Here is a 24,342-nt window from a genome sequence, read left to right on the forward strand (position 1 = left end):
GTCAATGGTGCTTGCCCCTTCCAATTCATGAGCTGGTTTTCGGCCTCCCCCCCTTCGCAGCGCTGGGCTTTCGCCATCAGCGCGCTTGTCGCCGCCACGACGGTGCCTGTCCACGCCCAGAAAGCGCCGCGTCCGGTTCATGTGGAAGATCCCGACGCGCCCACCGTCATGACGGCAAACAGCATGAAGGGACGCCCCGAAAGGGAGCTCAATCTCGATCAAAATGTCGTGATCGAGCGCGGAAAAACCACAAAAATGACGGCCGATACAGCTTGTTACAAACAAGTTGAAGATGAGTTCGACGCCGAGGGCCATATCAAGATGTGGCGTTTCGGCGATTACTACACGGGCGACGTCCTGAAGCTGAACATGGAGACCGGCAAGGGTTTCCTGCTCAACCCGACGTATCGCTTCGAAGTGGGCGGCGGCCAGGGCAAGGCCGAGCGCGTCGACTTCATCAACCCCGATGAAGCCAATGTCATCGACGGTACCTACAGTACCTGCGAAGGGCCGAATCCGGACTGGTACCTGAAATCGAGCACCTTGAACCTCGATACGGGCCGCGACGTGGGCACCGGCAGCAAGACCATCATCTATTTCAAGGACGTGCCGATCCTGGGCACGCCGGGCATCTCGTTTTCGCTGTCGGGCGCGCGCCGGTCGGGCTGGCTGGCGCCCACGCCGGGCTTTGCCTCGAAGAACGGTTTCGAGCTGCTGATGCCGTACTACCTGAACATTGCGCCGAACCGCGACCTGACCCTGTACCCGCGCTACATCCAGCGGCGCGGCATCCAGCTCGGTGCGACGGGCCGCTACATGGGCGAAACGGATGCCGGCCTGTACCAGGGCGAAACGTCGTTTGAATTCTTGCCTAACGACAAGCAAACCAAGACCAACCGCTACATGATCAAGTCCAAGCATGAGCAGGCGCTGGCCAAGGGCTGGAGCTACAGCTGGGATTTGCGCGAAGCGTCCGACAATAATTACCCGAACGATTTTTCGAAAACCGTCGCCACCGCCACCGAGCGCCAGTTGCTGCGCGAATTGCGCACCGATTACCGCACCGAGGACTGGAGCCTGACGGCGCGCGTGCAGAATTACCAGGTGCTGCAGGATCCCGATCCCACGGTGACCGTGTCGCGTCCGTATGACCGCTTGCCGGCGGTGAACTTCCACGCTGGCAAATATGACGTCTGGGGCGGCTTCGACTGGACCTTCGACGCGGAAGCGACGCGCTTCGCGCACCCGACCCTGGTGCAAGGGTCGCGCCTCGTGGCTGTGCCGCAAGTGAGTTTCCCCATCATGCGCCCTGGCTACTTCATCACGCCCAAGCTGATGCTCAATGCCAGTGCTTATCAGCTTGATAATGACGCGAGGACCAAGGCGCTGTTCCCGACGACCTCGTTTACACGCGCCGTGCCGACCTTCTCGGTCGACAGCGGCCTGGTGTTTGAACGCGACACGAATCTGTTTGGCGCCAAGGGCGGCACGCAAACCCTGGAGCCGCGCCTGTTCTATGTCTACACGCCGTACCGCGACCAGACGCAGTTTCCGAATTTCGATACGGCCGACGGCACCTTCAACCTGACGCAGATCTTCACGGAAAACCGTTTCGTCGGCAGCGACCGCATCGGCGACGCCAATCAGGTCACGGCCGCCCTGGTATCGCGCTTCCTGCAGGCCGACGGCACGGAACGCATGCGGCTGACCTTCGGCCAGCGTTTCTATTTTGCCGACCAGCGCGTGCAGCTCAATTCGACCACGCCCGTCAACCAGTCGCGCTCGGATATCCTGCTGGCCGCAACGGGCCGCGTGTCCGAGACTTGGACCGCCGACAGCCTGGTGCAGTACAATCCCAGCGATCGCCGCTTGATGAGCTATAACTACACCTTGCAATATCAGCCAGGCGCCAAGAAAGTATTGAATTTCAGCAATCGTTTCCAGCGCGGCAGTTTGCGCAATGCGGAAGTGTCGACGCAATGGCCGTTGACGGACCGCCTGTATGGCGTGGGACGCATCAGTTACTCCATCAAGGATCGCAGCATGCTGGAAAGCCTGATCGGCCTGGAATACAAGGGCGACTGCTGGGTGTTCCGCATGGGCGCGCAGCGTTTCGTGACGACGTCCAATACCGTTTCGACGCCGATCTTCTTCCAGCTGGAATTGACGGGCTTGTCGAATGGCCTGGGTCTGGGCGCGAATGGCCTGGAAACTTTTACAAAAACCATCCCTGGTTACCAGACACTGAGCCAGCCACTCCGTTAAGATAGGCACCGTTGCCGCCGCCGGTGTTCCCGGCGCTGGCACAAACCGGTTTTTTTATTCACCTGAACTCATGAGCGCTCTACACATTATGCGTAATGCCAGTATGCACCAACTCAAAATTGCAACGGTTTTGTTGTGCGCCATTTCCGGCGCCACGACCAGTAGTGTCTGGGCGCAACAGGCTGCGTCAGCGCCTGTCGCCAAGCCCGCCGCCGCGGCACCGGCCAAGGGGTTCACACCACCGGCCTCGAGCAGTGGCCAGACCATCGACTCCATCGCCGTCGTCGTCAATGACGAGGTGATTACGCGTAATGAAGTGGCGGCCCGCATCAAGAGCGTGGAGCAGCGCATGAAGGCGCAGAACGTGCCCTTGCCCGATCCTGCCGACCTGCGTCGTCAATTGCTGGAGCGCATGATTGTCGAGCGCGCCCAAATGCAGCTGGCCAAGGAAATGGGCGTGCGCGTGGATGACCTGACCCTGGACCGCGCGATTGGCCGTATTGCTGAACAGCAAAAAATGACGGTACAGGAATTGCGCAACCAGATGGAAAAGGAAGGCACGCCGTTTGCGACTTTCCGCGAAGAAATCCGCGATGAAATCATCATGCAGCGCCTGCGCGAGCATGAAGTCGACGCCAAGATCCAGATTTCCGATTCCGAAGTGGATAACTTCCTGGAAGCGGAAAAAGCGGCCGCCAGCGAACAGGTGGAACTGAACCTGGCGCAGATTCTCGTGCGCATTCCGGAAAATTCCAGCCCCGAACAGATCGCCGCACGCCGCGCGCGCGCCGAAGAAGTCAGCCGCCAGCTGCGCACGGGCGCCGATTTCGCCAAGATGGCCGCTACCTATTCCGACGCCAGCGATGCGCTGAGCGGCGGCGATATCGGCTGGCGCCATAGCGACCGCGTGCCGCCCCTGTTCACGGAACAGCTGCTGAAACTGAAGCCGGGCCAGATCACGCCTATCATCAAGAGCAACACCGGTTTCCACATCCTCAAGCTGGTAGACCGCCGCAGCGCGGCCGAAGCGCAAGCCGTCGCTGCCGTGCAGCAGACGCATGCCCGCCATATCTTGCTGAAAGTAACCCCGACCTTGTCGGCTGCCGAAGCCAAGCGCAAATTGCTGGAATTGAAAGAGCGTCTCGATAACAAGGCCGCCAAGTTCGAAGACCTGGCCCGCTTGTTCTCGAACGACGGTTCCGCGGCCAAGGGCGGCGACCTGGGCTGGCTGTATCCAGGCGACACCGTGCCGGAATTTGAAACGGCGATGAATGCGCTGAAACCGGGCGAAGTGAGCCAGCCGATCGAATCGAGCTTTGGCTTCCACCTGATCGAAGTGCTGGAACGCAAGAGCGATGACGTCTCGAAAGAGAAACAGCGCGCCGCCGCACGCAATGCCTTGCGCGAACGCAAGCTGGAAGAAGCGACGGAAAACTGGGCGCGCGAAGTGCGCGACCGTGCCTACGTCGAATTCCGCGCGGACGACCAGTAATGCTGCTGATTCATTGCGCATGAGTAACTTGCCCCTTGCACGCCGCCCGGCCATCGCCATCACTTGTGGCGAACCGGCCGGTGTCGGCCCGGAAATCTCCATACGCGCGGCCTGGGCCATGCGCAATGAAGTCAACTGCATCCTGCTGGGCGACGCCGCCTTCCTGGCGCTGACGGCCAGCCTGATCGACCCGGACATCCGCCTGGCGGCGCTGTCGCTGCAAGCCGTGCGCAACAGCGGCTTGCCCCAGTTCGGACCGGGCCGCCTGGCCGTGATCGATATTCCCACCGTGAACAATGTCATCCCCGGCGTGCTGGACAAGGAAAACGGGCGCTCCGTGCTCGCTACCCTGGACGCGGCCGTGGAAGGTATCCAGGCCGGCTGGTTTGGCGCCATGGTCACGGCACCCTTGCAAAAGAGCACGATCAACGACGCCGGCGTGGCCTTTTCCGGCCATACGGAATACCTGGCAGAAAAAACCGATACGCCGCAGGTGGTGATGATGCTGGCCGGCGAACCCGGCCATGGCGAACCGACCCTGCGCGTGGCGCTGGCCACCACGCACCTGCCCTTGAAGGACGTGTCCGCCGCCATCACGCTGGACAGCCTGGCCGTCATCCTGGACATTCTCCAGCGCGACCTGCAACAGAAATTCGGCATCGCCGCGCCGCGCATCCTGGTGACCGGCCTGAACCCGCACGCGGGCGAGGGCGGCTACCTGGGACGCGAGGAAATCGATGTCATCGCTCCGGCGATTGCCGCGGCGCAAGCGCGCGGCATCGATGCGCGCGGACCGTATCCGGCCGACACCTTGTTCCAGCACAAATACCTGGCCGATGCCGATTGCGTGCTGGCCATGTACCACGACCAGGGCTTGCCCGTGCTGAAATACGCGACCTTCGGGCGCGGCATCAATGTCACGCTGGGCTTGCCGCTGATCCGCACCTCGGTCGACCACGGCACGGCGCTGGACCTGGCCGCGCAAGGGCTGGGGCTGGCCGATGGACACAGCATGGAGCAAGCCCTGCAAACGGCGCTCGCCATGCTGCGCGCCAGCACCCGCGCCTGACCGCCCACCGGTTTTACCACGCTACACCGCCTCTAGAATAGAAAAACAGAATATGAAACACGTTGCCCGCAAACGCTTTGGCCAGAACTTCCTGCATGACCGCTTCGTCCTCGACGACATCACGGCCGCCATCGCGCCGCAGGCGGACGATGCCATGGTCGAGATCGGCCCCGGCCTGGGCGCCATGACGGAGCAGCTGCTGCGCCATTTGAAACAGATGCATGTGGTCGAGCTGGACCGCGACCTGATCGTGCGCCTGGAAAAGACCTTCAACCCGGCCAAGCTGACGATCCACTCGGGCGACGCGCTGAAGTTTGATTTCGCGCAAATTCCCGTGCCGGCCGGCCAGAAGCTGCGCATCGTGGGCAACTTGCCATACAACATCTCCAGCCCGCTGCTGTTCCACCTGGCGGACTTCGCGCCGCTGGTGCAGGACCAGCATTTCATGCTGCAAAAGGAAGTCGTCGAGCGCATGGTGGCCGAACCGGGCAGCAAGGCGTATGGCCGCTTGTCCGTGATGCTGCAATGGCGCTATGACATGTCGCTGCTGTTCATCGTGCCGCCGACGGCGTTCGACCCGCCGCCGAAAGTGGAATCGGCCATCGTGCGCATGATCCCCGTGGCTGAACGCCTGGCGTGCGACCAGGCGACCCTGGAAGCGGTGGTCATGAAAGCTTTCTCGCAGCGCCGCAAGGTGATCCGCAACTGCCTGGCCGGGATGTTTACGGAAGAGCAGATCAAGGCGGCCGGCATCGACCCGACCCTGCGTCCGGAAACCGTGGGCCTGGAGCAGTATGTTGCCCTGGCGAACTTGCTGAAGGCGCCGGCCTAAGCCCCCGGTTTAACTCAAAACCACTGGTCGACCTGTTGCAGATCTTGCCGCAACGCTGAAAAGCAGTCGTCGACATGGTGGTTGCGGCTGATTTCATTGCGCCGCATCAAGGCGATCTTGCGCTTGCAGGTGGGCTGGCGCAGCGGCGCCACGTGCAAGTCCTCGTCGTTGAGGAAAGTCGTGTACAGGCTGGGCATGATGCCCACGGCGATGCCGGCGCGCACCACGCCATACAGCGACTCGCTATGGATCATCTGGTACAGGCTCGACGGGCTCAAGCCATGCTGGCGCAGGGCGCTCGAGGCGAACTCCCAGATGCTGCCCTTGGTAAACACGACGATTTCCTGCCCCGCCAGCTGTTCCCAGCGCACTTCCTTGAGCGGCGCCAGCGCATGGCGTCCCGCCGTCACCAGCACCAGCTCGTCCTCGAACAGGCCCACGCTTTCCAGCGACACGGAGCCGGGCACCTCGATGCCTACGCAAAAGTCCAGCTGGCCCGAATGCAGCGCGTGCAGCAAGCCATCGTTGGGCATGTCCGACAGGACGATTTCCACTTCATCGCCATGCTGTTCGCAGTAGCGTGCCACCACCACGGCCGTCATCGCCATGGCCGAGGGGATGGCGCCGATGCGGATGCGGTGGCGGCCGCTGCCGATGGCGCGCTGGATATCGGCAAAGGTATTGCTCGCCGTATTCAATAAATGCGTGGCGTAATCGAGCGCCAGCTTGCCTTCGCGCGTCAGTTCCAGCTGGTGGGTTGTGCGGTTAAACAACTTTTTTCCCAGTTGATTTTCCAGCAGCTTGATCGACGCGCTGAGGGCCGGCTGGGTCACGCACAATTCCTGTGCAGCCTTGCTGAAGCTGTTTACCCGGGCTAAGGTGGCAAACGCTTGCAAATGTCGTAAGGAAATCTTCTTGCTCAACTCATGCATGGTTTTGCTTATTAGAAAAAGTAATGGATTTATAAAAATAAACAAATTTTCTTATCCCGCAATTTACCATATTCTGGACTGGTCTTTACTTGTCTTGAATGCAACAATATTCAGGAGAAGAGCCTGGAATGCGGCGCCGGCACTCGCGGCGGTACGCCAGGCAAGGGACGCATCAATAAAATAATTCCAAAAAAACTCAGGGTTTATTCTTTTTAGGGCGGCGGCGATGAACAAATGGATGACTGGAACGATGGTAGTTGGGGGCTTGCTGGCGGCGCAGGGCGCGGCGCAGGCGCAAAGCAGCGTGCAAGTGTATGGCTTGCTGTCGGCCGGTATCGGCTATGTATCGGATGAGGGTAACGGCAGCCGCACGCATGCGCTGAGCGGCACGAACCAGAATCCCCGCATCGGTTTCCGCGGCCAGGAAGACCTGGGCAACGGCACCAAGGCCGTCTTCGCGCTGGAAAACGGTTTTAACGTCATGACGGGCGCGGCTGCGCAAAGCGGCCGTCTGTTCGGCCGCCAGTCGTATGTGGGTCTGTCCAGCAACGACAAGGGCACCCTGACCCTGGGCCGCCAGTACGAAGCCGTCAAGGACCTGCTGGGTCCGGTGGTCATCGCCAGTAACGGCGTGCACATCGGCGACAACGACAATGGCTACAACAACCTGCGCGTGCAAAATGCCGTCAAGTACGTCAGCCCGAACATCAGCAACCTGTCGTTTACGGGTTTGTACGGTTTCAGCGAAAACCCGGAAGATTCCAACCGCAACCGCGTCTACAGCATGGGCGCCGGCTACAAAGTCGATGCCTTCAGCTGGGCCGTCGCCTACACCAAGATGGATCGCCCGAACAGCCCGGACGCACCGAATGGCGCCATCGGCAATGACTATGGCAGCTCCCTGTTGATCTTCAACAAGAGCGCCGTCAAGGGCGCGGGCGTGGACAGCCAGGCCATCGCCGGCACGGGAGGCTTTTATAATGTGGGCAGGACCAAGTTTGGCGCGCTGTACACCAACGTGCGCTACCACTACCTGGACCAGAGCAACCTGACCCTGCAAAACGTGGACTTGAACGTGAACCACAAGCTGACGGAAGCGTTGAACCTGGGCGCGTCGTATTTCTTTACCACTGGTAAATATGACGTGATCAACAAGACGCCGAAATGGCATCAGGTCAACTTCCAGGCCGATTATTTCCTGTCCAAGCGCACCGATGTCGCCATCACCTGGAGCTACCAGAAAGCGGCCGGCGATGCGACGTTCGCGCGCGTGTTCGGCTTTGGCGCCTCGGGCGGCAAGACGCAAAGCGTGCTGATCGTCGGCATGCGACATTATTTCTGAGTCTGATTCATCTTTACAGGCGCTGTCCCGCAGCGCCGTCCCCTGAAAGGAAGCATCTTGAAAAAGCACCTCATGTTGGCGTTGAGCCTAGGCTTGCTGGCCAACGCCGCCCACGCGGAAAAACGCGAGCTGGTCATTTCGGCCTACCCGATTGCCCAGCCCTTGTTCATGAAGTATGTGTACGAGCCGTTCAAGGCCAAATGCGGTTGCGATATCAAGGTGGAAACGGGGAATAATGCGGACCGCATCGCCAAGCTGGTGGTGCACAGCAAGAACCCGGTGATCGACCTGGTGCTGCTGTCCGATTCCGGCATGCTGGAAGCGGCGCAAAAGGGCGTGATCCAGCCCATGGATTACTCCAAGCTGAGCAATTACAAGGCCCTGTACGATGTGGCGAAAAACCCCGTCGGCGGCAATTTCGCCGTCGGCTACACCCTGTATTCCGTGGGACTGGTGTACCGCAGCGACAAGATCGCCCCGCTGACGTCCTGGAAGGACCTGTGGCGCCCCGAACTGAAGGGCCGCGTGGCCTTCCCCGACGTGAGCACCACGCAGGGCCCGTTGATGCTGCGCATGGCCGATGCGGCCTGGGGCGGCAAGACGGACGATTACGCCACCGGCTTTGCCAAGATCGTCGGCATGAAGGGCAACGTCGTCACGTTCTCGAAAAACAGCGCGCAGCTGGCCGCCCTGTTTGCCCAGGATGAAATCTGGGCCGCGCCCGTGGCGCGCTTCACCTGGTCGCAAATGCTCAAGACTGGCCTGCCCCTGAAATGGAGCATTCCGGCCGAAGGCCAGGCGGCCGGCATGAACGTGATGGGCATCGTTGCCGGCTCGAAGAATGCGGACCTGGCGTACCAGCTGATGGATTTCTGGCTGTCCAAGGAAGTGCAGACGCAGCTGGCGACCAACCTGGTCGATTCGCCCGTCAACAAGGACGTGCGCCTGTCCGTGGCTGCCGCGCAATTCAACACCTATGGCGCCGACCAGATCAATTCGCTGAAATTCGTCAAACCGGAAACCATCATCAAGCAGCGCAGCAACTGGATGACGCAGTGGAACAAGGCCATGAGCAAATAGTGGTGACGAGGAGAAAACACCATGTTTGCTGATCCAAAAAAGCGCCTGGGACTGCTGCTGGTCCTGCCGGCGCTGATCTTTATCGTTGTCTGCTTCCTGCTGCCCGTGCTGGCCTTGCTGGTCGACGCCTTCCGCGTCGGCGACGGCATGCAGTGGGGCGTGGACCGCTTCGTCGAATTCTTTTCGCAAGAGTTCAACCGCACCATCTTCTGGCGCACGCTGCGCGTCGCCGCGCTGGTGACGCTCGCTTCCATCATCCTCGGCTACCCGGCCGCGCAAGCCGTGGCGCGCGTGTCGCCGAAGTGGCGCGGCCTGGTGGTGGGCATGATGATCTTGCCGCTGATGGTCTCGCCGATCGCGCGTACCTACGCCTGGATCGTGCTGCTGGGCCGCAATGGCGCCGTCAACGCGGCGCTGGTCAACATGGGCTTGACGGAAGAGCCGCTGCGCCTGCTGTTCAGCGAGTTCGCCGTGTTTGTCGGCCTGCTGCAACTGCTGCTGCCGCTGATGCTGATGTCGCTGGCGGGCGCGCTGGAAAACCTGCCGCGCGACGTGGAACCGGCCGCCGCCACCCTGGGCGCCAATCCATGGCAAGTATTCTGCAAGGTCACCCTGCCGCTGACGCAGGAAGGCCTGGTCGTCGGCGGCACTCTGGTGTTTACGGGCTGCGTGACGGCCTATGTGACGCCGGCCCTGCTGGGCGGCACCAAGGTGCTGATGCTGGAGACCCTGCTGTACCAAAAGGTCAGCGTGGAGAGCGATTTCGGCGCGGCGAATGTCATCGCCGTCATCCTCGTCTGCATGACCTTGCTGGTGAATGCCGGCCTTAAACGTATTTCCTCGAGCCGGAGTTCCGTATGAAAGAAAGCCTGTTTTCACGTGCCGTTTTATGGCTGGTATTCCTGTTCCTGCTGGGGCCTTTCGCCATCGTCGTGCTGGCCGGTTTTTCCGGCGGCGAAACCCTGGCGTTCCCGCCCGAGTCGTATTCGCTGCGCTGGATTCTTGAAGTGTGGTCGGCGCCCGAGTTCCGCCGCGCCTTCCAGACCAGCCTGGAAATCGGCCTGATCGCCACCGTCATCGCGCTGTTGCTGGGCATTCCCGTCGCGTATGCGTTTTCGCGCATGCCGCCGCCGGGCATCGGCGCCATCCGGCAGATACTGACGTCGCCGCTGATCATTCCCGCCATCCTCGTGGGCCTGGGCTTGCTGCACCACCTGGTCCTGACCATCAATGCGCCCGTCTACGTGGGCCTCTTGATCGGCCATATCGCGCTGCTGATTCCGTACTCGGTGCGCGTCGTGTACGCCAGCCTGGTGAACCTGCGCGTCGATATCGAGGATGCCGCCATCACGCTGGGCGCGTCGCGTTTGCGCGCGTTCTTCATGATCGTGCTGCCGAATATCCGCAACGCCGTGATCGCCGCCTTCTTCCTCGCCTTCGTCACCTCGTTCAACCAGGTGCCCGTCTCGCTGTTCTTGACGGGTCCGGGCATCAGCACCTTGCCGATCGAGATGCTGGGGCATATGGAAAACAGCTTCGACCCGTCGATCGCTGCCCTGTCGACCTTGCTGGTCTTGTTCACCATGGCCTTCGTGATGGTGACCGAGAAGGTGCTGGGCATTTCTAAATACATGTAAGAGGCAACACACCATGAGTTATCTGGAACTGCACAAGCTGAACCTCGGCTACGCCAAGAACACGACGTCCGTGAAAGACCTGGACCTGCACGTCGAGCAGGGCGAGCTGATTTCCCTGCTCGGCCCCAGCGGCTGCGGCAAGACCACCACCATGCGCGCCATCGCCGGCCTGATGCCGCTGCAGTCGGGCCGCATCGTGCTCGACGGCCGCGAAATCGGCAAGCTGGCGCCGAACAAGCGCAATATCGGCATGGTCTTCCAGTCGTACGCGCTGTTCCCGCACTTGAATGTATACGACAACATCGCTTTCGGTTTGCGCTTGCGCAAGGTCGCGCCAGCTTTGCTGAAAACGAAGGTGGAAGCCGTGATCGCCGCCGTCGGCCTGACAGGGTTTGAAACGCGCCTGCCGGCGCAGATGTCCGGTGGCCAGCAGCAGCGCGTGGCCCTGGCGCGCGCCATCGTCGTCGAGCCGGCCCTGCTGCTGCTCGACGAACCGCTGTCGAACCTGGACGCCAAGCTGCGCGTGCAGATGCGCGCCGAACTGCGCCGCATCCAGCGCGAGCTGGGCATCACCATGCTGTATGTCACGCATGACCAGGAAGAAGCGCTGGCCCTGTCCGACCGCATCGTCGTCATGAATGGCGGGCGCATCGAGCAATTGGCCGCGCCGGAAGCCGTCTTCAATACGCCGTCGACGCGCTTCGTTGCCAATTTCATGGGCTTCGAGAACCTGTTCGACTACCGCGACGGCGCGCTGCACCACGCGGGCGCCAGCTTGCCGTACACGTCGCCCGTCGCGGCCGGCACCACGGTGCTGGGCTGGCGTCCGGACAAGGTGCGCGTCTGCGCGCCCGACGACGCGGCCGGTCAATACCCGGGTACCGTGCTGGCGCGTGGCTTCCTGGGCGACACCGTCGAATACCTGCTGCAAACGCCGCTGGGCCAGGTCAAAGGCATTTGCGCGGCCGGCGGCGCCGCCTGGCGCGAAGGCACGGCCGTCTCCTTCGTGCTGCCGTCCGACAGCGCCCTGTGGCTGGGCGCGTAATTTCTTACTGGAAAGCATCATGACCCAATCCTTGAAAAAGATATGGCTCGATACCGATCCCGGTTTCGACGACTGGCTGACGATGTTGCTCTTGGGCAGCAATCCCGATATCGAGTGGCTGGGCGTGAGCGTGGTGGCGGGCAATGCGCCCGTCGACATCACCTATGACAACGCCTTGCGCATCAAGGCCCATGATGGCTTGACGGTGCCGATTTACCGCGGCTGCGAAGAGCCGCTGGCCGGCGTGATCGAAACGGCGCAGCGCATCCTCGGCGACAGCGGCATGCCGACGACAGGCGAGATCCTGCCGCCTGGCGCCGCCACGGATGCTGCCGGCCACGCCGTCGACGCGCTGATCGCCGCCGTGCGCAAGTATCCTGGCCAGATCACCATCATGGCGATTGCACCGATGACCAACCTGGCCACGGCCTTGAGCCGCGCGCCGGACATCGCGGAAAAAATCGTCGAAATCATCCTGATGGGCGGCTCGACCGACCAGGGCAACCACACGGCGGCGGCGGAATTCAATATCTATGCGGACCCGGAAGCGGCCGCCCAGGTGTTCAAGGCCGGCATCCCGCTGCGCATGTTTGGCCTGAACCTGTGCCGCCAGCTCTTGGTGACGAACGTGGAAGTGGAGCAGCTGCGCGCCATCGGCACGCCGCGCGCGCAGCGTCTGGCCGGCTACCTGGAAGCGTATGTGCGCATCCGCAGTGCCGACGGTTCCGTGCCCATGCCCATGTACGACCCCGTGGTGGCGCTGTACCTGGAAGCGCCGCAGCTGTTCCAGTTCCAGAGCGCCCACGTGGCCATCGAATTGACGGGCGAACTGACGCGCGGCATGACGGTGTGCGAATTCCGCGTGCCGCGCCGCGCACCGATCAACACGCAAGTGGCGATGCTGGCCGACGGCCCGGCCGCCATCGAGCGCCTGATGCGCCGCCTGGCCGCCATTCTCGTCTGACCCACTTCACTACGAAACGAGCTTCATGTCTAATTCCCCCCTGAGCATCGAACAGTTTTTACGCGCCATGCCGAAAGTGGAGCTGCATTGCCACCTGTTCGGCACGGTGCGGCAAGCCACTTTCCGTGCGCTGGCCGCCAAGACGGGCAATGTCGTCACTCCCGAGGAAATCGACGCGTTTTACACGCGCGGCGACAAGCCCGTCGGCGTGCTGCGCGTGCTGCGCGCGCTCGACGCGCACCTGATCGTCTCGCCGACGGACCTGTATTGCCTCGCCTACGAATACCTGGAAGACGTGCATGGCCACGGCGTGCGCTACGCGGAATTCTTCTGGAACCCCACCGGCACCGTGCGCGTGTCGGGCATCCGCTATGACGCGGCGCAAGACGCCATCGTGGCCGCCATCCGCGACGCGCAGCGCGATTTCGGCGTGATCGGCCGCCTGATCCCCAGCATCGACCGTGAAGCGAGTCCCGCCGAAGCCGTGCAGATGGTGGAATGGATGAAGGCTTACCGCGCGCCGGAAGTCATCGGCATCGGCATCGACTACCGCGAAAACGACCGCCCGCCAGAACTCTTCATCGAAGCTTACCGCGCCGCGCGCGAGGCCGGCTTCAAGTGCACGGCGCACGCGGGCGAATTCGGCATGCCGTGGATGAATGTGGCGACGGCCATCGAGCAGTTGCAGGTGGACCGGGTCGACCATGGCTACACGATTGTTGATAATCCTCAATTGGCGCAGCGCTGCGTGGAGCGGGGCCTCGTATTTACGGTCGTGCCGACCAATTCCTACTATCTGCGCACCCTGGCGCCCGAACGCTGGGCACTCGATCACCCGATCCGCGCCATGGCCAAGCTGGGCCTGAAACTGCATCCGAACACGGACGACCCGACCCTGCACCACGTGACGCCGACGGGCGCCTGGATGATGATGCGGGAGTTCGGCTTCGGCCTGGACGACATGCGCGGCTTCATGCTCAATGGCCTGGATGCGGCCTGGATCGATGAGAGCACGCGGCGCGACTGGCGCGCGGAATTTGCGCGCGAATTCGACGCGCTGCGCGCCCGGCTCGTCGAGTAAGTCAGGCGGACGCTGGCGGCGGCGCCAACAGCGACGGAAACGCCCGCTGCGGGCAGCTTTGCCGCTCGCACACCTTGCAGCCCGTGCCGATGGGCGTGGCGCTGGTGGGGTCGTGCAAATCGAGCCCCTTCGAATAGATCAATCGGTGCGCCTGCGAGATATCGCAGCCCAGCGCCACGGCAAAGGTCTTGCCCGGTGCCCGGAAGCCGGGTGAGGCCGTGCTGACCTGGCGCGCAATCCACAGATAGGTGCAGCCGTCCGGCATGCTGGCCACTTGCGTCAGCACTTGCCCCGGATGGCTGAAGGCGTCGTACACGATCCACAGGGGGCACGTGCCGCCCACCCTGGAAAAGTGGAAGTCCGTGGCCGACTGGCGCTTCGAGACATTGCCCGCGCGGTCGACGCGCACGAAGAAGAACGGCAGTCCCGCCGCATCGGGGCGCTGCATGGTGCTCAGCCGGTGGCACACGGCCTCGAAGCCCACGCCGAACTGGTGCGCCAGGCGCTCGATATCGTAGGCGCGCGTTTCCGCCGCCTGCAAGAAGCGTTGATACGGCATCAGCAGGGCGCCGGCGAAATAATTCGAAAACGCCAGGCGCGCGCTCGTTTGCGCGGCCGCGCCGGAGAACCCCGCCGCCAGCACCAGGGCATCGATCAGCTCGCTGTGCTCGAGCAGGCTGATTTGCGCCGCCATCTGGAAGGCGCGCTGGCCGCCCGTCAGGGTATCGGGCAGCCACAAGATCTGTTGCTGGGCATCATAGCGGTGCTTGCGCACCATGCCCGCGTCGCCATCGGACAGTTGCACCCGGATGCCGTGGCGTTCCAGCAGACGCCCTTGCAGCGCATCGAGCGTGCGCAGGGCCGGATCGAGTTCGCCCGCCACGCTTTCCGCCGCCCGGTCCAGCTCGTCGATGTAATTTTGCCGCCGGTTCAGGTATTCGCGCACTTCCTCGTCCGTGGACGGCGCCGCCGAGCTGGCGCCGCGGCTGCCATCGTCCAGGCGCGCGGCCAGCGTGTCGGCCCGCTCCGCCATCACCCGGTAGCGCCGCTGCAGCAGCAAAATCGAGCGCGCCAGTTCCGGCATGTTTTCCACCAGCATTTTCAATTCCGCCATCGAGGTGGGCGGCGCGTCGGGCAATTCACCGAACACGTCGCGCACGTCGGCCACCAGGCTGGCGCTGTCGTGCTCGGAAAAGATTTGCGGATCGACCCCCAGCACGCTGCCGATGCGCAGCAAAATGGGCACCGTCAGCGGGCGCTGGTTGCGCTCCATCTGGTTCAGGTAGCTGGGCGAAATGCCCAGGGACTTGGCCAGCGCCACCTGCGTCATGCGCCGTTCCTCACGCAGGCGCTGCAGGCGCACGCCCATGAAAACCTTTGCCATCGCGCTTCTCCTTCCCCGGTTTGTGGAGTCTGCAAATTTACAATCTTTGCAGATTAACAGATTCATCTTTGCATTATCTCGCATTTTCACGCCTTGTTTGCGGCCCGTATTGTGCGAATAATGCAAACAGACCTATACCCCCAACGAGGAGACACCGAGTGACCACGCAAACTTCCATCCCTACCGTTCCACTGCTGATCAACGGCGAGTGGGTCGAATCGACCACCACCGTCTGGCGCGACGTCGTCAACCCTGCCACGCAGGAAGTATTGGCCCGTGTGCCGTTCGCCACGCCGGAGGAAGTCAACGCCGCCATCGCCTCGGCCCAGCGCGCCTTCAAGACTTGGCGCAAGACGCCGATCGGCGCGCGCGCCCGCATTTTCCTCAAATTGCAGCAATTGATCCGTGAAAACATGGCCGACCTGGCCGCCACCTTGACGATGGAACAGGGCAAGACCCTGCTCGACGCGGAAGGCGACGTCTTCCGCGGCCTGGAAGTGGTGGAACATGCGGCCAATATCGGCACCCTGCAAATGGGCGAATACGCGCAAAACGTGGCCGGCGGCGTCGATACCTACAGCGTGATGCAGCCGCTGGGCGTGTGCGCGGGCATTACCCCGTTCAATTTCCCCGCCATGATCCCCCTGTGGATGTTCCCGATGGCGATTGCCTGCGGCAATACTTTCGTGCTGAAACCATCGGAGCAAGACCCGCTGGTGACGGAAAAACTCGTGCGCCTGGCCTTGCAGGCGGGCATTCCTGCCGGCGTGCTGAACGTGATCCACGGCGGCGAAGACGTGGTCAACGCCCTGTGCGACCATCCGGACATCAAGGCGATTTCGTTCGTGGGTTCGAGCAAGGTGGGCACGCATGTGTACCAGCGCGCCAGCTTGAACGGCAAACGCGCGCAATGCATGATGGGCGCCAAGAACCATGCCGTCGTCTTGCCTGACGCAAACAAGGAACAGACCCTGAACCAGCTGCTGGGCGCAGGCTTCGGCGCGGCCGGCCAGCGCTGCATGGCCGCGTCCGTCGCCGTGCTGGTGGGCGAAGCGCGCGACTGGCTGCCGGAACTGGCGGCCAAGGCGCAAACCCTGACGGTGGGCGCGGGCAAGGACAATCCGGACCTGGGTCCCGTGATTTCCTGCGCAGCCAAGGATCGCGTGCACAGCCTGGTCGCCAAGGGCATCGAGCAGGGCGCCGTGCTGACCCTCGATGGCCGCGACGTGAAGGTCGATGGCTATCCGAACGGCAACTTCGTGGGACCGACGATCTTGTCCGGCGTGAAACCCGGCATGGTCGTATATGACCAGGAAATCTTTGGCCCCGTCCTGATCGTCGTCGAAGTCGATACGCTCGATGAAGCGATTGCCTTGGTGAACGCGAATCCGAACGGCAATGGCACGGCGCTGTTCACGCAAAGCGGCGCGGCCGCGCGTTATTTCCAGGAAGAAATCGACGTGGGCCAGGTCGGCATCAATGTGCCCATCCCCGTGCCCGTGCCCCTGTTCAGCTTTACGGGTTCACGTGGCTCGAAACTGGGCGACCTGGGCCCGTTCGGCAAGCAAGTCGTGCTGTTCTACACGCAGACGCAGACGATTACCCAGCGCTGGTTCACGGACGCGGCCTCGGTGGGCAAGGTCAACACCACCATCAGCCTCAAATAAGGAGCTGGCATGGACTTTGAACTGAGCGACGAGCAGCGCGAGTTCCAGCAGGCGGCGCGCGCGTTTGCCGAGGGCGAACTGGCGCCGCACGCGGCGCATTGGGATGCGGAATCGATCTTCCCGGTGGAAACGATTGCCAAGGCGGGCGAGATGGGCTTTTGCGGCCTGTACACGCCGCAGCGCTGGGGCGGCCTGGGCCTGTCGCGCCAGGATGCGGCCATCGTCTTCGAGGAGCTGGCCGGCGGCTGCACCTCGACCACGGCCTATATCACGATCCACAACATGGCCACCTGGATGCTGTCGCGCTGGGGGCAGGAAGCCCTGTGCGACGAGTGGGTGCCGGCCCTGGCGGCCGGCCAGAAGCTGGCTAGCTATTGCCTGACGGAACCGCAGTCCGGTTCCGACGCGGCGTCCCTGCGCACCAAGGCCGTGAAGGAGGGCGATTTTTATGTGCTCGACGGCACGAAAGCCTTCATTTCCGGCGCGGGCCAGACGGATATGCTGATCGTCATGGCGCGCACGGGCGGCGAGGGCGCGGCCGGCATTTCCGCGTTTGCCGTGCCGGCGAACCTGCCCGGCATCGTATATGGCAAGAAAGAAGAAAAGATGGGCTGGAACAGCCAGCCCACGCGCATCATCAGCTTCGACCAGGTGAAAGTGCCTGTTGGCAACTTGCTGGGCGCGGAAGGCGAAGGCTTTGCCATCGCCATGAAGGGCATCGATGGCGGACGCATCAATATCGCCGTGTGCTCGGTGGGCACGGCGCAGGCGGCCCTGACGCGGGCGCAGGCGTACATGAAGGAGCGCACGCAGTTCGGCCGCGAGCTGGCGCAATTCCAGGCCCTGCAATTCAAGCTGGCCGACATGCTGACGGAACTGGTGGCGGCGCGCCAGATGGTGCGCCTGGCTGCCTGGAAACTCGACCAGGAAAGCCCGGATGCCACGGCATATTGCGCTATGGCAAAACGTTTCGCCACGGATGTGGGTTTCAATGTGGCCAACGATGCGCTGCAATTGCATGGCGGCTACGGCTATATCCGCGAGTATCCGCTCGAGCGCCACGTGCGCGACACGCGGGTGCACCAGATCCTGGAAGGGACGAATGAAATCATGCGCCTGATCGTCGCGCGAGCGATTTTGAAAGATGGCGCCACGGAGACCTTACGATGACCAAAGTGTATACCAATCTGCTGCTGGAACGCCGTGGCCATACGGCCCTGGTAACCCTCGACAACCCGCCCGCCCACACGTGGACCCTGGCCAGCCTGAATGCGCTGAGGGACCTGGTGGCCGACCTGAATGCCGACCCGGACGTGTATGCGCTCGTGATCACGGGCGGCGGCGCCAAGTTCTTTTCGGCCGGCGCCGATTTAAAGGTGTTTGCCGACGGCGACAAGGATATGGCGTTCGCCATGGCCGCCGCCTTTGGCGAGGCGTTCGAGGCGCTGTCCGCGTTTCGCGGCGTCAGCATCGCCGCCATCAATGGCTATGCCATGGGCGGCGGGCTTGAGTGTGCGCTGGCGTGCGATATCCGCATTGCCGAGGAACATGCGCAGATGGCCTTGCCGGAAGCGTCCGTCGGCCTGCTGCCGTGCGCGGGCGGCACGCAGCATTTGCCGTGGCTGGTGGGCGAAGGCTGGGCCAAGCGCATGATTTTGTGCGGCGAGCGGGTCGATGCGGCCAAGGCCCTGGCCATCGGCCTCGTTGAGGAAGTCGTGCCGACCGGCAAGGCTGCCGCCACGGCGCTGGCCCTGGCCGCCAAGGTGGCCCGCCAAAGCCCCAGCAGCGTGACGGCGTGCAAGACCCTGATCCAGGGCGCGCGCAGCCATCCGCTCGTCGCTTCCCTGCCCGATGAACGCACCCTGTTCCTGGGCCTGTTCGATACGCAAGACCAGAAAGAAGGCGTGCAAGCGTTCCTGGAAAAACGTCCGGCGGAGTGGAAGAATGGCTGAAAATACTGTGGCTGAAACCTTGGTTGAGACCGTCAAGATAGAAGAGCGCGACTGTCCCGGCGGCATGAAGCTGGGCGTCATCACCCTTGATGCGCCAAAGTCCTTGCACGCGCTGACCCTGGAGATGATACGCGTCATCGATGGCGCCCTCGTGCGCTGGGCCGGTGACGACGCCATCGCCTGCGTGGTGCTGCAATCGTCGACCGACAAGGCCTTCTGCGCGGGCGGCGACGTGCGCAGCCTGCGTTCGGCCGTCGTCGAGCAAGCGGGTGTCGTGCCGAACCCGCAGGCGCTGGCCTTCTTTGCCGAGGAATACCGGCTCGACCACCGCATCCACACGTATGCGAAACCGCTGCTGGTGTGGGGCGGCGGCATCGTCATGGGCGGCGGCCTGGGGCTGATGGCGGGCGCCAGCCACCGCGTCGTGACGGAAGGCACGCGCATCGCCATGCCGGAAATCACGATTGGCCTGTTCCCGGACGTGGGCGGCAGCTGGTTCCTGGGCCGCATGCCGGGTCGCAGCGGCCTGTTCCTGGGGCTGACGGGGGCACCGATGAACGCGGCTGACGCCCTGTTTGCGGGCCTCGGCGACTATTTCCTGCGCCAGGAAGAGCGGAACATGGTGCTCGACGCGCTGGCGCTGGCGCAATGGCAAGCCAGCCCGCAGGCGAACAGCGAGCAGCTGGGCCGCTTGCTGCGCGGCTTCTCGGCTCCCGCGTCCATGCTGCCCGTGTCCGAAGTGCGCGCCAACTTCGACGCCATTGCCGCGCTGACGCAAGCGCCCACCTTGCCCGAAGTGGTGGCCGCCATCGCCGCGTATGACGGCGATTCGGCCTGGCTGCAAAAGGCGGCCCACTCGCTGCACAAGGGCGCGCCCGGCTCCGCCGCTCTGGTCTGGGCCATGCGCGAACGCACACGCCATATGAGTTTGGCGCAAGTGTTCCAGCTGGAATTGATCGTTGCAGTGCAGTGCTGTGCCCATGCGGACTTCAGCGAAGGCGTGCGCGCCTTGCTGATCGACAAGGACAACGCGCCGCAGTGGCAGCCAGCCAGCCTGGCCGACGTCAGCGACGCGTATCTCAATGGGTATTTCACGGCGCCGTGGGATAGCCATCCTTTGCGCGACCTACATTAAAAGAACAACAGGAGACTTCAAAAATGCAACATATCGCTTTCATCGGCTTGGGCAACATGGGCGCGCCGATGGCCCGCAATCTGGTGGCCGCCGGCTTCCACGTATCCGTATTCGACCTGACGCCGGCGGCAGTGGCGTCGCTCGTCGAGGCGGGCGCCACGGCGGCCGCCTCCGCCAGCGCGGCCGTGCAGACGGCCGACGCCGTCATCACCATGTTGCCAGCCAACAAGCATGTGCAGGAGCTGTACCTGGCGGCGGGCGGCGTACTGGACTCGGCCAAGCCCGGCGCCCTGTTCATCGATTGCAGCACCATCGCCGCCGATGTGGCGCGGCAAGTGGCACAGGCGGCCAGCGAACGGGGCTTTACCATGATCGATGCGCCCGTCTCGGGCGGCACGGCGGGCGCGGCAGCCGGCACCCTGACCTTTATCGTCGGCGGCAGCGAAGCGGCCTTGCAGCAGGCGCGTCCCCTGCTGGAAAAGATGGGCAAGAACATCTTCCATGCGGGCGAGGCGGGCGCGGGCCAGGTGGCGAAGATTTGCAACAACATGCTGCTAGGCATCTTGATGGCGGGCACGGCCGAAGCGCTGAACCTGGGCGTGGCGCATGGCCTGGACCCGAAAGTGTTGTCCGACATCATGGCCAAGAGTTCGGGCCGCAACTGGACCCTGGAAGTGTACAACCCGTGGCCAGGCGTCATGGACGGTACGCCCGCGTCGCGCAATTACACGGGCGGCTTTGGCACGGCGCTGATGCTGAAAGACCTGGGCCTGGCGCAGCAATCGGCCCTGTCGGCGAACGCGCCCACGCCCTTGGGCGGCCTGGTGCGTCAGATGTACCAGATGCATGCGCAAGCCGGTTATGCGCAGCAGGATTTCTCCAGCATTGTGCAGATGTTGCAGCCGGGCTTGAATAAACCCGCGTGAGAAATTCTGGGCAAAAAAAAGCCCGCTGGTGAAAGCGGGCTAAATCCAATTCTTGGAAGAGTTGGAGGAGACAGATGCATTATGCTGCATCGCCACATATAACTCCAATTTATATTTTGAATATCAACTATAGATTTTCATGATATCTCTTCCCGGTAGCCGCCTGGCGGCTACCGTTGCCGCAACTCAGGCCGGATTGCAGACGATCTTCAGCGCTGTCACATTCCCTTCGCCCATGGTGCCTTTTTCAGTACCTGGCGCCAGCTCGCACTGCAGACCCTTCGGCTGAGCGGAAACGCTGATGGCATAGGTTTCGCCATAGGCGACAGAGCCGCCTATGGTAAAGGTCGTGGCATCCTTGAGCACCGGTGTTAGTGTACTACCGTTAATCAGTACCAGGCCATCCACGGTCAGGCCGGAAATCGTGCCGCCCACGGTATATCTGTTTTGCGAGCAAGTAACAGCGGCGCTGATATTGATGTAATGACCAGCCGAGCCGGAACCGCCGCTGATGCCGCAATTCATATGGGCCGGTTGTTGCTTGAAGGTGATGTTGTACTCGGTGCCATAGTCGATGCGCTTTTTAAAGGTAAACGAGGTCTTGCCGGCTTCAACCGGGAGGTCCTCGCCGCCATTGGCCAGGATCAGTCCTTCATTGTTCAAGCCTGAGATCGTGCCGCTGACTTCATACGAGGCCTTGCCGCCGCATGCGGCCAGTCCCAGGGTCAGCAGCAGTGCGGCGAGTGGGCGCAAGCAGGATAACTTCATGTATTTCTCCAAAAAATAGGTGACGGATCGCAAGGATTACTGCGGCGTGCAGTCAAGTGTGGCCGCAGTCGTGGCGGCAGAGCCCATCGTGCCGACCGTATCGCTGGCGTCGGCACTCTTTGAACCCTGGAAGCGGCACGTCAGGCCCGTTGGCTGAGCCAGTATGGAAATACCGTACGGGGCGCCGTCAGCTACCGATTCGAATGTGTAGGCGGTGGCACCAGCCGACAGGGTGGTGCCGGTGGAGCCCATCACCAGGCGCAAGTTACCGGCGGTCAGGCCAGTGATCGTGCCTGTCAGCGGGTAGGTGTTGGTCTTGCAGCTCACCGCGGCCGTGGTCACGGAGTAGCTCGATGCCTTGCCAACGCCATTGATGATGGTGCAAACGGCGCCCTTGGGCTGTTCCGCGATGGTGATATTGTAGCGATCATCGGTCTTCACCAGCTTGGTGAAGGCAACGATGGTCTGGCCCGCAGTAACCGGCAAGCGTTCGCCGTCATTCTGGAGAATCAGGCCATCCTTGGCCAGGTCGCTGACTGAGACTTGCAGATACAGGTTGCCGCCGCTGCCGCCACAGGCTGCCAGTGTGACGGCGCAAGCCGCCGCCAGCATCGAGCGCAGGTACAAATTTTTCATACATTCTCCAAAACGAATTAGGTTGGGTAGCGCAACGCGGACGCTGGCGCCGCATTGGAATGGCGCCTATTTTAGTCTATCTGGCAAGCTCGATGACCTTGCCTTGTATCACCCTGTAACAATTTTTCGCCGGGAAGCGCTGGCCCGGCCCCATTTCACGGGGGCGCAGCCATGCCGGCGGCGGCGATCGGTGCGACAATAGGCGCATCCTGCGCACCGTGACGCAGCATCCCATTGTGAGTCCCATGTCCCTTGTTCCCGTAAAACCCGCCGTGCCGCCCAAGGCCATCCTGTTCGACCTCGACGATACCTTGTGGCCCATCGCGCCCGTGATTGCCGCCGCGGAAACCCTGCTGCACGACTGGCTGGCCACGCATGCGCCCAAGGTGGCGCAGCAGTTTTCCATCGAGGTGCTGCGCCAGCACCGCCTGGCCATGCTCAAGGAACAACCGCATTTCCATGGCAACCTGATCGAGTTGCGCCGCGCGGGCCTGCTGGCCGCCTTCGAGGCTGCCGGCGAGGATCCCGCCCTGGTCGACGGCGCCATCCTGCAATTCCTGGCCGCGCGCAACCGCGTCCAGCCCTATGACGACGTCTTGCCGGGCCTGGCCTGGATGCACCAGCGCATGCTGGTCGGTTCGATCTCGAATGGCAATGCGGACCTTGACATTATCGGCCTGGCGCAGCATTTCAAGGTATCGATCGCCGCCAGCGATTTTGGCGTGGCCAAGCCCGACGCCAGCATCTTCCTGGCAGCTTGCGCCGCGCTGGACGTCGCGCCCCATGAAGCCGTGTATGTCGGCGACGACCTGTATTTCGACGTGACGGGAGCGCAGGGGGCGGGCATGCGCGCCGTCTGGATGAACCGCAAGGGCAGCGATGCGCACCTGGCCGCAGGCGTGCAGCCCGACGCCATCTGCGCCAACTTTGATGAATTGTTGCTGTGGCTGCAAGGGCAACTGGAAGATTGATCGCCGCAGGCCGGGCGAACGTGCATAATAGGCGCTGTTGATGCACGTTCGGCCGCTTTCGTTGCCGCTTGCTTAACAAAATACTTGCCTAAATAAAACACCATGCAACTCGATACACGTGCCCAAACACTGCTGAAAGCCCTGGTCGAGCGATATATCGCCGACGGCCTGCCGGTCGGTTCGCGCGCCTTGTCGAAAATTTCCGGCCTGGACCTGTCGCCGGCCACGATCCGCAACATCATGGCCGACCTGGAAGAGCTCGGTTATGTTTCCAGTCCGCATACCTCGGCCGGACGCATCCCCACGCCGCGCGGCTACCGCATCTTTGTCGACACCTTGCTGACCGTGCGGCACCTGGACGAGCACCTGGTGGAATCGCGCATGCGCCTGCAGACGCCGCAACCGCAAAAAACCATCGCCAACGCGGCGCAGATGCTGTCGTCGCTGTCGCAGTTTGCCGGCGTCGTGCTCAGTCCGCGCCGCGAATCCGTGTTCCAGCAAATCGAATTCCTGCGCCTGTCGGAAAAACGCATCCTGCTCGTCATCGTCGCCCCCGGCGGCGACGTGCAGAACCGTTTATTGCTGACGGAGGCCGACTATACGCCGGCGCAACTGGTGCAATCGGCCAATTACATCAACCAGAATTATGGCGGCCTGTCCTTCGACGCCGTGCGCGTGCGTCTGCAGGGCGAATTGCGCCAGTTACGCGACGATATGGGCAGTTTGATGCAGGCGGCCGTGGAAGCGGGCAGCGAAGCGATGGCCGACCATAGCGATGACATGGTGATTTCCGGCGAGCGCAACTTGCTCAGCGTGAGCGATCTGTCGTCGAACATGCATTCGCTGCGCCAGATGTTCGACATGTTCGAGCAAAAAACGGGCTTGATGCAGCTGCTCGACGTGTCGAGCAAGGCGACGGGCGTGCAGATTTTCATCGGCGGCGAATCGAACCTGGTGCCGATGGATGAGATGAGCGTGGTGACGGCGCCGTATGAAGTCAACGGCAAGATCGTGGGAACGTTGGGAGTGATCGGGCCGACGCGCATGGCTTACGAGCGCGTCATCCCGATCGTCGATATCACGGCCAAGCTGCTGTCAAGCGCACTGAGCCATCATTGATCGTACTGCCTGGCGCGCCGGCCGTTCCCTTGCGGAAACGGCCGG

At 62.6% G+C, this 24,342-nt stretch carries 22 protein-coding genes; 18 read left to right on the forward strand and 4 right to left on the reverse strand.

Translation table 11 applies throughout. The features are described from left to right. The first annotated feature begins 27 nt into the window (after window positions 1–27). The 4 genes from OX459_RS26910 (at window position 28) to rsmA (ending at window position 5,658) form a co-directional block, all read left to right on the forward strand. On the forward strand, window positions 28–2,265 hold the full coding sequence (locus tag OX459_RS26910; protein ID WP_289907287.1) for an LPS-assembly protein LptD: 2,238 nt from the start codon (window positions 28–30) through the stop codon (window positions 2,263–2,265). 88 nt (window positions 2,266–2,353) lie between these two features. Then, on the forward strand, window positions 2,354–3,757 hold the full coding sequence (locus tag OX459_RS26915; RefSeq protein ID WP_289907289.1) for a peptidylprolyl isomerase: 1,404 nt from the start codon (window positions 2,354–2,356) through the stop codon (window positions 3,755–3,757). Between the two features lie 19 nt (window positions 3,758–3,776). Next, window positions 3,777–4,826: a 4-hydroxythreonine-4-phosphate dehydrogenase PdxA gene (gene pdxA / locus OX459_RS26920; RefSeq protein ID WP_289907291.1), complete on the forward strand. Its 1,050-nt coding sequence runs from the start codon at window positions 3,777–3,779 to the stop codon at window positions 4,824–4,826. A 52-nt stretch (window positions 4,827–4,878) separates the two neighbouring features. Next, entirely contained in the window at window positions 4,879–5,658 is a 780-nt protein-coding gene (rsmA, locus tag OX459_RS26925; protein WP_076573213.1) for a 16S rRNA (adenine(1518)-N(6)/adenine(1519)-N(6))-dimethyltransferase RsmA, read from the forward strand. 14 nt (window positions 5,659–5,672) lie between these two features. Here rsmA and OX459_RS26930 read toward each other — a convergent pair whose 3' ends face one another. Continuing rightward, complete coding sequence (locus OX459_RS26930; RefSeq protein ID WP_034778821.1) at window positions 5,673–6,590, reverse strand: LysR family transcriptional regulator; 918 nt, start codon at window positions 6,588–6,590, stop codon at window positions 5,673–5,675. Window positions 6,591–6,828: 238 nt separating this feature from the next. On the opposite strand from OX459_RS26930, the gene OX459_RS26935 reads away from it, so the two are divergent. Genes OX459_RS26935 through OX459_RS26965 form a run of 7 tightly spaced genes read left to right on the forward strand, consistent with a single transcriptional unit; the run spans window position 6,829 to window position 13,739 of the window. Next, on the forward strand, window positions 6,829–7,932 hold the full coding sequence (locus OX459_RS26935; RefSeq protein ID WP_289907295.1) for a porin: 1,104 nt from the start codon (window positions 6,829–6,831) through the stop codon (window positions 7,930–7,932). 57 nt (window positions 7,933–7,989) lie between these two features. Continuing rightward, the gene (locus OX459_RS26940; protein ID WP_289907296.1) at window positions 7,990–9,012 is read left to right on the forward strand and encodes an ABC transporter substrate-binding protein; all 1,023 of its coding nucleotides are present in this window, start codon (window positions 7,990–7,992) and stop codon (window positions 9,010–9,012) included. Between the two features lie 21 nt (window positions 9,013–9,033). Beyond that, complete coding sequence (locus OX459_RS26945) at window positions 9,034–9,873, forward strand: ABC transporter permease (RefSeq protein ID WP_289907299.1); 840 nt, start codon at window positions 9,034–9,036, stop codon at window positions 9,871–9,873. After that, window positions 9,870–10,649 carry an ABC transporter permease gene (locus OX459_RS26950; protein WP_035822719.1) on the forward strand — a complete coding sequence of 260 codons (780 nt, stop codon included), beginning with the start codon at window positions 9,870–9,872 and terminating at the stop codon, window positions 10,647–10,649. Before OX459_RS26945 ends, OX459_RS26950 begins: the two co-directional genes overlap by 4 nt. Window positions 10,650–10,662: 13 nt before the next feature. Continuing rightward, window positions 10,663–11,694, forward strand: coding sequence for an ABC transporter ATP-binding protein (locus tag OX459_RS26955; protein WP_099666258.1), 1,032 nt, complete (start codon window positions 10,663–10,665; stop codon window positions 11,692–11,694). A 19-nt stretch (window positions 11,695–11,713) separates the two neighbouring features. Further along, complete coding sequence (locus OX459_RS26960; protein WP_289907302.1) at window positions 11,714–12,658, forward strand: nucleoside hydrolase; 945 nt, start codon at window positions 11,714–11,716, stop codon at window positions 12,656–12,658. A 25-nt stretch (window positions 12,659–12,683) separates the two neighbouring features. Next, the gene (locus OX459_RS26965) at window positions 12,684–13,739 is read left to right on the forward strand and encodes an adenosine deaminase (protein ID WP_289907304.1); all 1,056 of its coding nucleotides are present in this window, start codon (window positions 12,684–12,686) and stop codon (window positions 13,737–13,739) included. A 1-nt stretch (window position 13,740) separates the two neighbouring features. On the opposite strand, the gene OX459_RS26970 is transcribed toward OX459_RS26965, so the two are convergent. After that, window positions 13,741–15,123: a short-chain fatty acyl-CoA regulator family protein gene (locus tag OX459_RS26970; RefSeq protein WP_289907305.1), complete on the reverse strand. Its 1,383-nt coding sequence runs from the start codon at window positions 15,121–15,123 to the stop codon at window positions 13,741–13,743. A 158-nt stretch (window positions 15,124–15,281) separates the two neighbouring features. Between OX459_RS26970 and OX459_RS26975 the strand changes: the two genes are divergently transcribed. The 5 genes from OX459_RS26975 to mmsB are packed head-to-tail and all read left to right on the forward strand — an operon-like array spanning window position 15,282 to window position 20,803. Beyond that, window positions 15,282–16,790, forward strand: coding sequence for a CoA-acylating methylmalonate-semialdehyde dehydrogenase (locus OX459_RS26975; protein ID WP_251351302.1), 1,509 nt, complete (start codon window positions 15,282–15,284; stop codon window positions 16,788–16,790). A gap of 9 nt (window positions 16,791–16,799) precedes the next feature. Beyond that, window positions 16,800–17,960 (forward strand): acyl-CoA dehydrogenase family protein, encoded by a 1,161-nt coding sequence (locus OX459_RS26980; RefSeq protein ID WP_251351301.1) that lies wholly within the window; start codon window positions 16,800–16,802, stop codon window positions 17,958–17,960. After that, the gene (locus OX459_RS26985; RefSeq protein ID WP_289907306.1) at window positions 17,957–18,742 is read left to right on the forward strand and encodes an enoyl-CoA hydratase; all 786 of its coding nucleotides are present in this window, start codon (window positions 17,957–17,959) and stop codon (window positions 18,740–18,742) included. The genes OX459_RS26980 and OX459_RS26985 overlap by 4 nt, the downstream gene beginning before the upstream one ends. Then, on the forward strand, window positions 18,735–19,877 hold the full coding sequence (locus OX459_RS26990; RefSeq protein WP_289907307.1) for an enoyl-CoA hydratase/isomerase family protein: 1,143 nt from the start codon (window positions 18,735–18,737) through the stop codon (window positions 19,875–19,877). Before OX459_RS26985 ends, OX459_RS26990 begins: the two co-directional genes overlap by 8 nt. A gap of 23 nt (window positions 19,878–19,900) precedes the next feature. Continuing rightward, window positions 19,901–20,803 (forward strand): 3-hydroxyisobutyrate dehydrogenase, encoded by a 903-nt coding sequence (gene mmsB / locus OX459_RS26995; protein WP_289907309.1) that lies wholly within the window; start codon window positions 19,901–19,903, stop codon window positions 20,801–20,803. A 186-nt stretch (window positions 20,804–20,989) separates the two neighbouring features. On the opposite strand, the gene OX459_RS27000 is transcribed toward mmsB, so the two are convergent. Together OX459_RS27000 and OX459_RS27005 are read right to left on the reverse strand one after the other, a co-directional pair. Next, window positions 20,990–21,571 (reverse strand): hypothetical protein, encoded by a 582-nt coding sequence (locus OX459_RS27000; RefSeq protein ID WP_289907310.1) that lies wholly within the window; start codon window positions 21,569–21,571, stop codon window positions 20,990–20,992. A 36-nt stretch (window positions 21,572–21,607) separates the two neighbouring features. Further along, window positions 21,608–22,207: a hypothetical protein gene (locus tag OX459_RS27005; protein ID WP_289907312.1), complete on the reverse strand. Its 600-nt coding sequence runs from the start codon at window positions 22,205–22,207 to the stop codon at window positions 21,608–21,610. A gap of 245 nt (window positions 22,208–22,452) precedes the next feature. Between OX459_RS27005 and OX459_RS27010 the strand changes: the two genes are divergently transcribed. After that, window positions 22,453–23,178, forward strand: a complete 726-nt coding sequence (locus OX459_RS27010; protein WP_289907314.1) for an HAD family hydrolase — start codon at window positions 22,453–22,455, stop codon at window positions 23,176–23,178. 102 nt (window positions 23,179–23,280) lie between these two features. Continuing rightward, a complete protein-coding gene (gene hrcA / locus OX459_RS27015) occupies window positions 23,281–24,297 on the forward strand; it encodes a heat-inducible transcriptional repressor HrcA (protein ID WP_034745713.1) in 1,017 nt (338 codons plus the stop codon). Window positions 24,298–24,342: the final 45 nt, after the last annotated feature.

Source organism: Janthinobacterium sp. SUN026 (genome assembly GCF_030397625.1).
GTDB lineage: Bacteria > Pseudomonadota > Gammaproteobacteria > Burkholderiales > Burkholderiaceae_D > Janthinobacterium > Janthinobacterium kumbetense.

Excerpts from the sequence above, each read along its gene's own strand:
- OX459_RS26910 (WP_289907287.1), top strand. The coding sequence starts at position 28 with ATGAGCTGGTTTTCGGCCTCCCCCCCTTCGCAGCGCTGGGCTTTCGCC.
- OX459_RS26915 (WP_289907289.1), top strand. The coding sequence starts at position 2,354 with ATGCGTAATGCCAGTATGCACCAACTCAAAATTGCAACGGTTTTGTTG.
- pdxA (WP_289907291.1), top strand. The coding sequence starts at position 3,777 with ATGAGTAACTTGCCCCTTGCACGCCGCCCGGCCATCGCCATCACTTGT.
- rsmA (WP_076573213.1), top strand. The coding sequence starts at position 4,879 with ATGAAACACGTTGCCCGCAAACGCTTTGGCCAGAACTTCCTGCATGAC.
- OX459_RS26930 (WP_034778821.1), bottom strand. The coding sequence starts at position 6,590 with ATGCATGAGTTGAGCAAGAAGATTTCCTTACGACATTTGCAAGCGTTT.
- OX459_RS26935 (WP_289907295.1), top strand. The coding sequence starts at position 6,829 with ATGACTGGAACGATGGTAGTTGGGGGCTTGCTGGCGGCGCAGGGCGCG.
- OX459_RS26945 (WP_289907299.1), top strand. The coding sequence starts at position 9,034 with ATGTTTGCTGATCCAAAAAAGCGCCTGGGACTGCTGCTGGTCCTGCCG.
- OX459_RS26950 (WP_035822719.1), top strand. The coding sequence starts at position 9,870 with ATGAAAGAAAGCCTGTTTTCACGTGCCGTTTTATGGCTGGTATTCCTG.
- OX459_RS26955 (WP_099666258.1), top strand. The coding sequence starts at position 10,663 with ATGAGTTATCTGGAACTGCACAAGCTGAACCTCGGCTACGCCAAGAAC.
- OX459_RS26960 (WP_289907302.1), top strand. The coding sequence starts at position 11,714 with ATGACCCAATCCTTGAAAAAGATATGGCTCGATACCGATCCCGGTTTC.
- OX459_RS26965 (WP_289907304.1), top strand. The coding sequence starts at position 12,684 with ATGTCTAATTCCCCCCTGAGCATCGAACAGTTTTTACGCGCCATGCCG.
- OX459_RS26970 (WP_289907305.1), bottom strand. The coding sequence starts at position 15,123 with ATGGCAAAGGTTTTCATGGGCGTGCGCCTGCAGCGCCTGCGTGAGGAA.
- OX459_RS26980 (WP_251351301.1), top strand. The coding sequence starts at position 16,800 with ATGGACTTTGAACTGAGCGACGAGCAGCGCGAGTTCCAGCAGGCGGCG.
- OX459_RS26985 (WP_289907306.1), top strand. The coding sequence starts at position 17,957 with ATGACCAAAGTGTATACCAATCTGCTGCTGGAACGCCGTGGCCATACG.
- OX459_RS26990 (WP_289907307.1), top strand. The coding sequence starts at position 18,735 with ATGGCTGAAAATACTGTGGCTGAAACCTTGGTTGAGACCGTCAAGATA.
- mmsB (WP_289907309.1), top strand. The coding sequence starts at position 19,901 with ATGCAACATATCGCTTTCATCGGCTTGGGCAACATGGGCGCGCCGATG.
- OX459_RS27000 (WP_289907310.1), bottom strand. The coding sequence starts at position 21,571 with ATGAAGTTATCCTGCTTGCGCCCACTCGCCGCACTGCTGCTGACCCTG.
- OX459_RS27005 (WP_289907312.1), bottom strand. The coding sequence starts at position 22,207 with ATGAAAAATTTGTACCTGCGCTCGATGCTGGCGGCGGCTTGCGCCGTC.
- OX459_RS27010 (WP_289907314.1), top strand. The coding sequence starts at position 22,453 with ATGTCCCTTGTTCCCGTAAAACCCGCCGTGCCGCCCAAGGCCATCCTG.
- hrcA (WP_034745713.1), top strand. The coding sequence starts at position 23,281 with ATGCAACTCGATACACGTGCCCAAACACTGCTGAAAGCCCTGGTCGAG.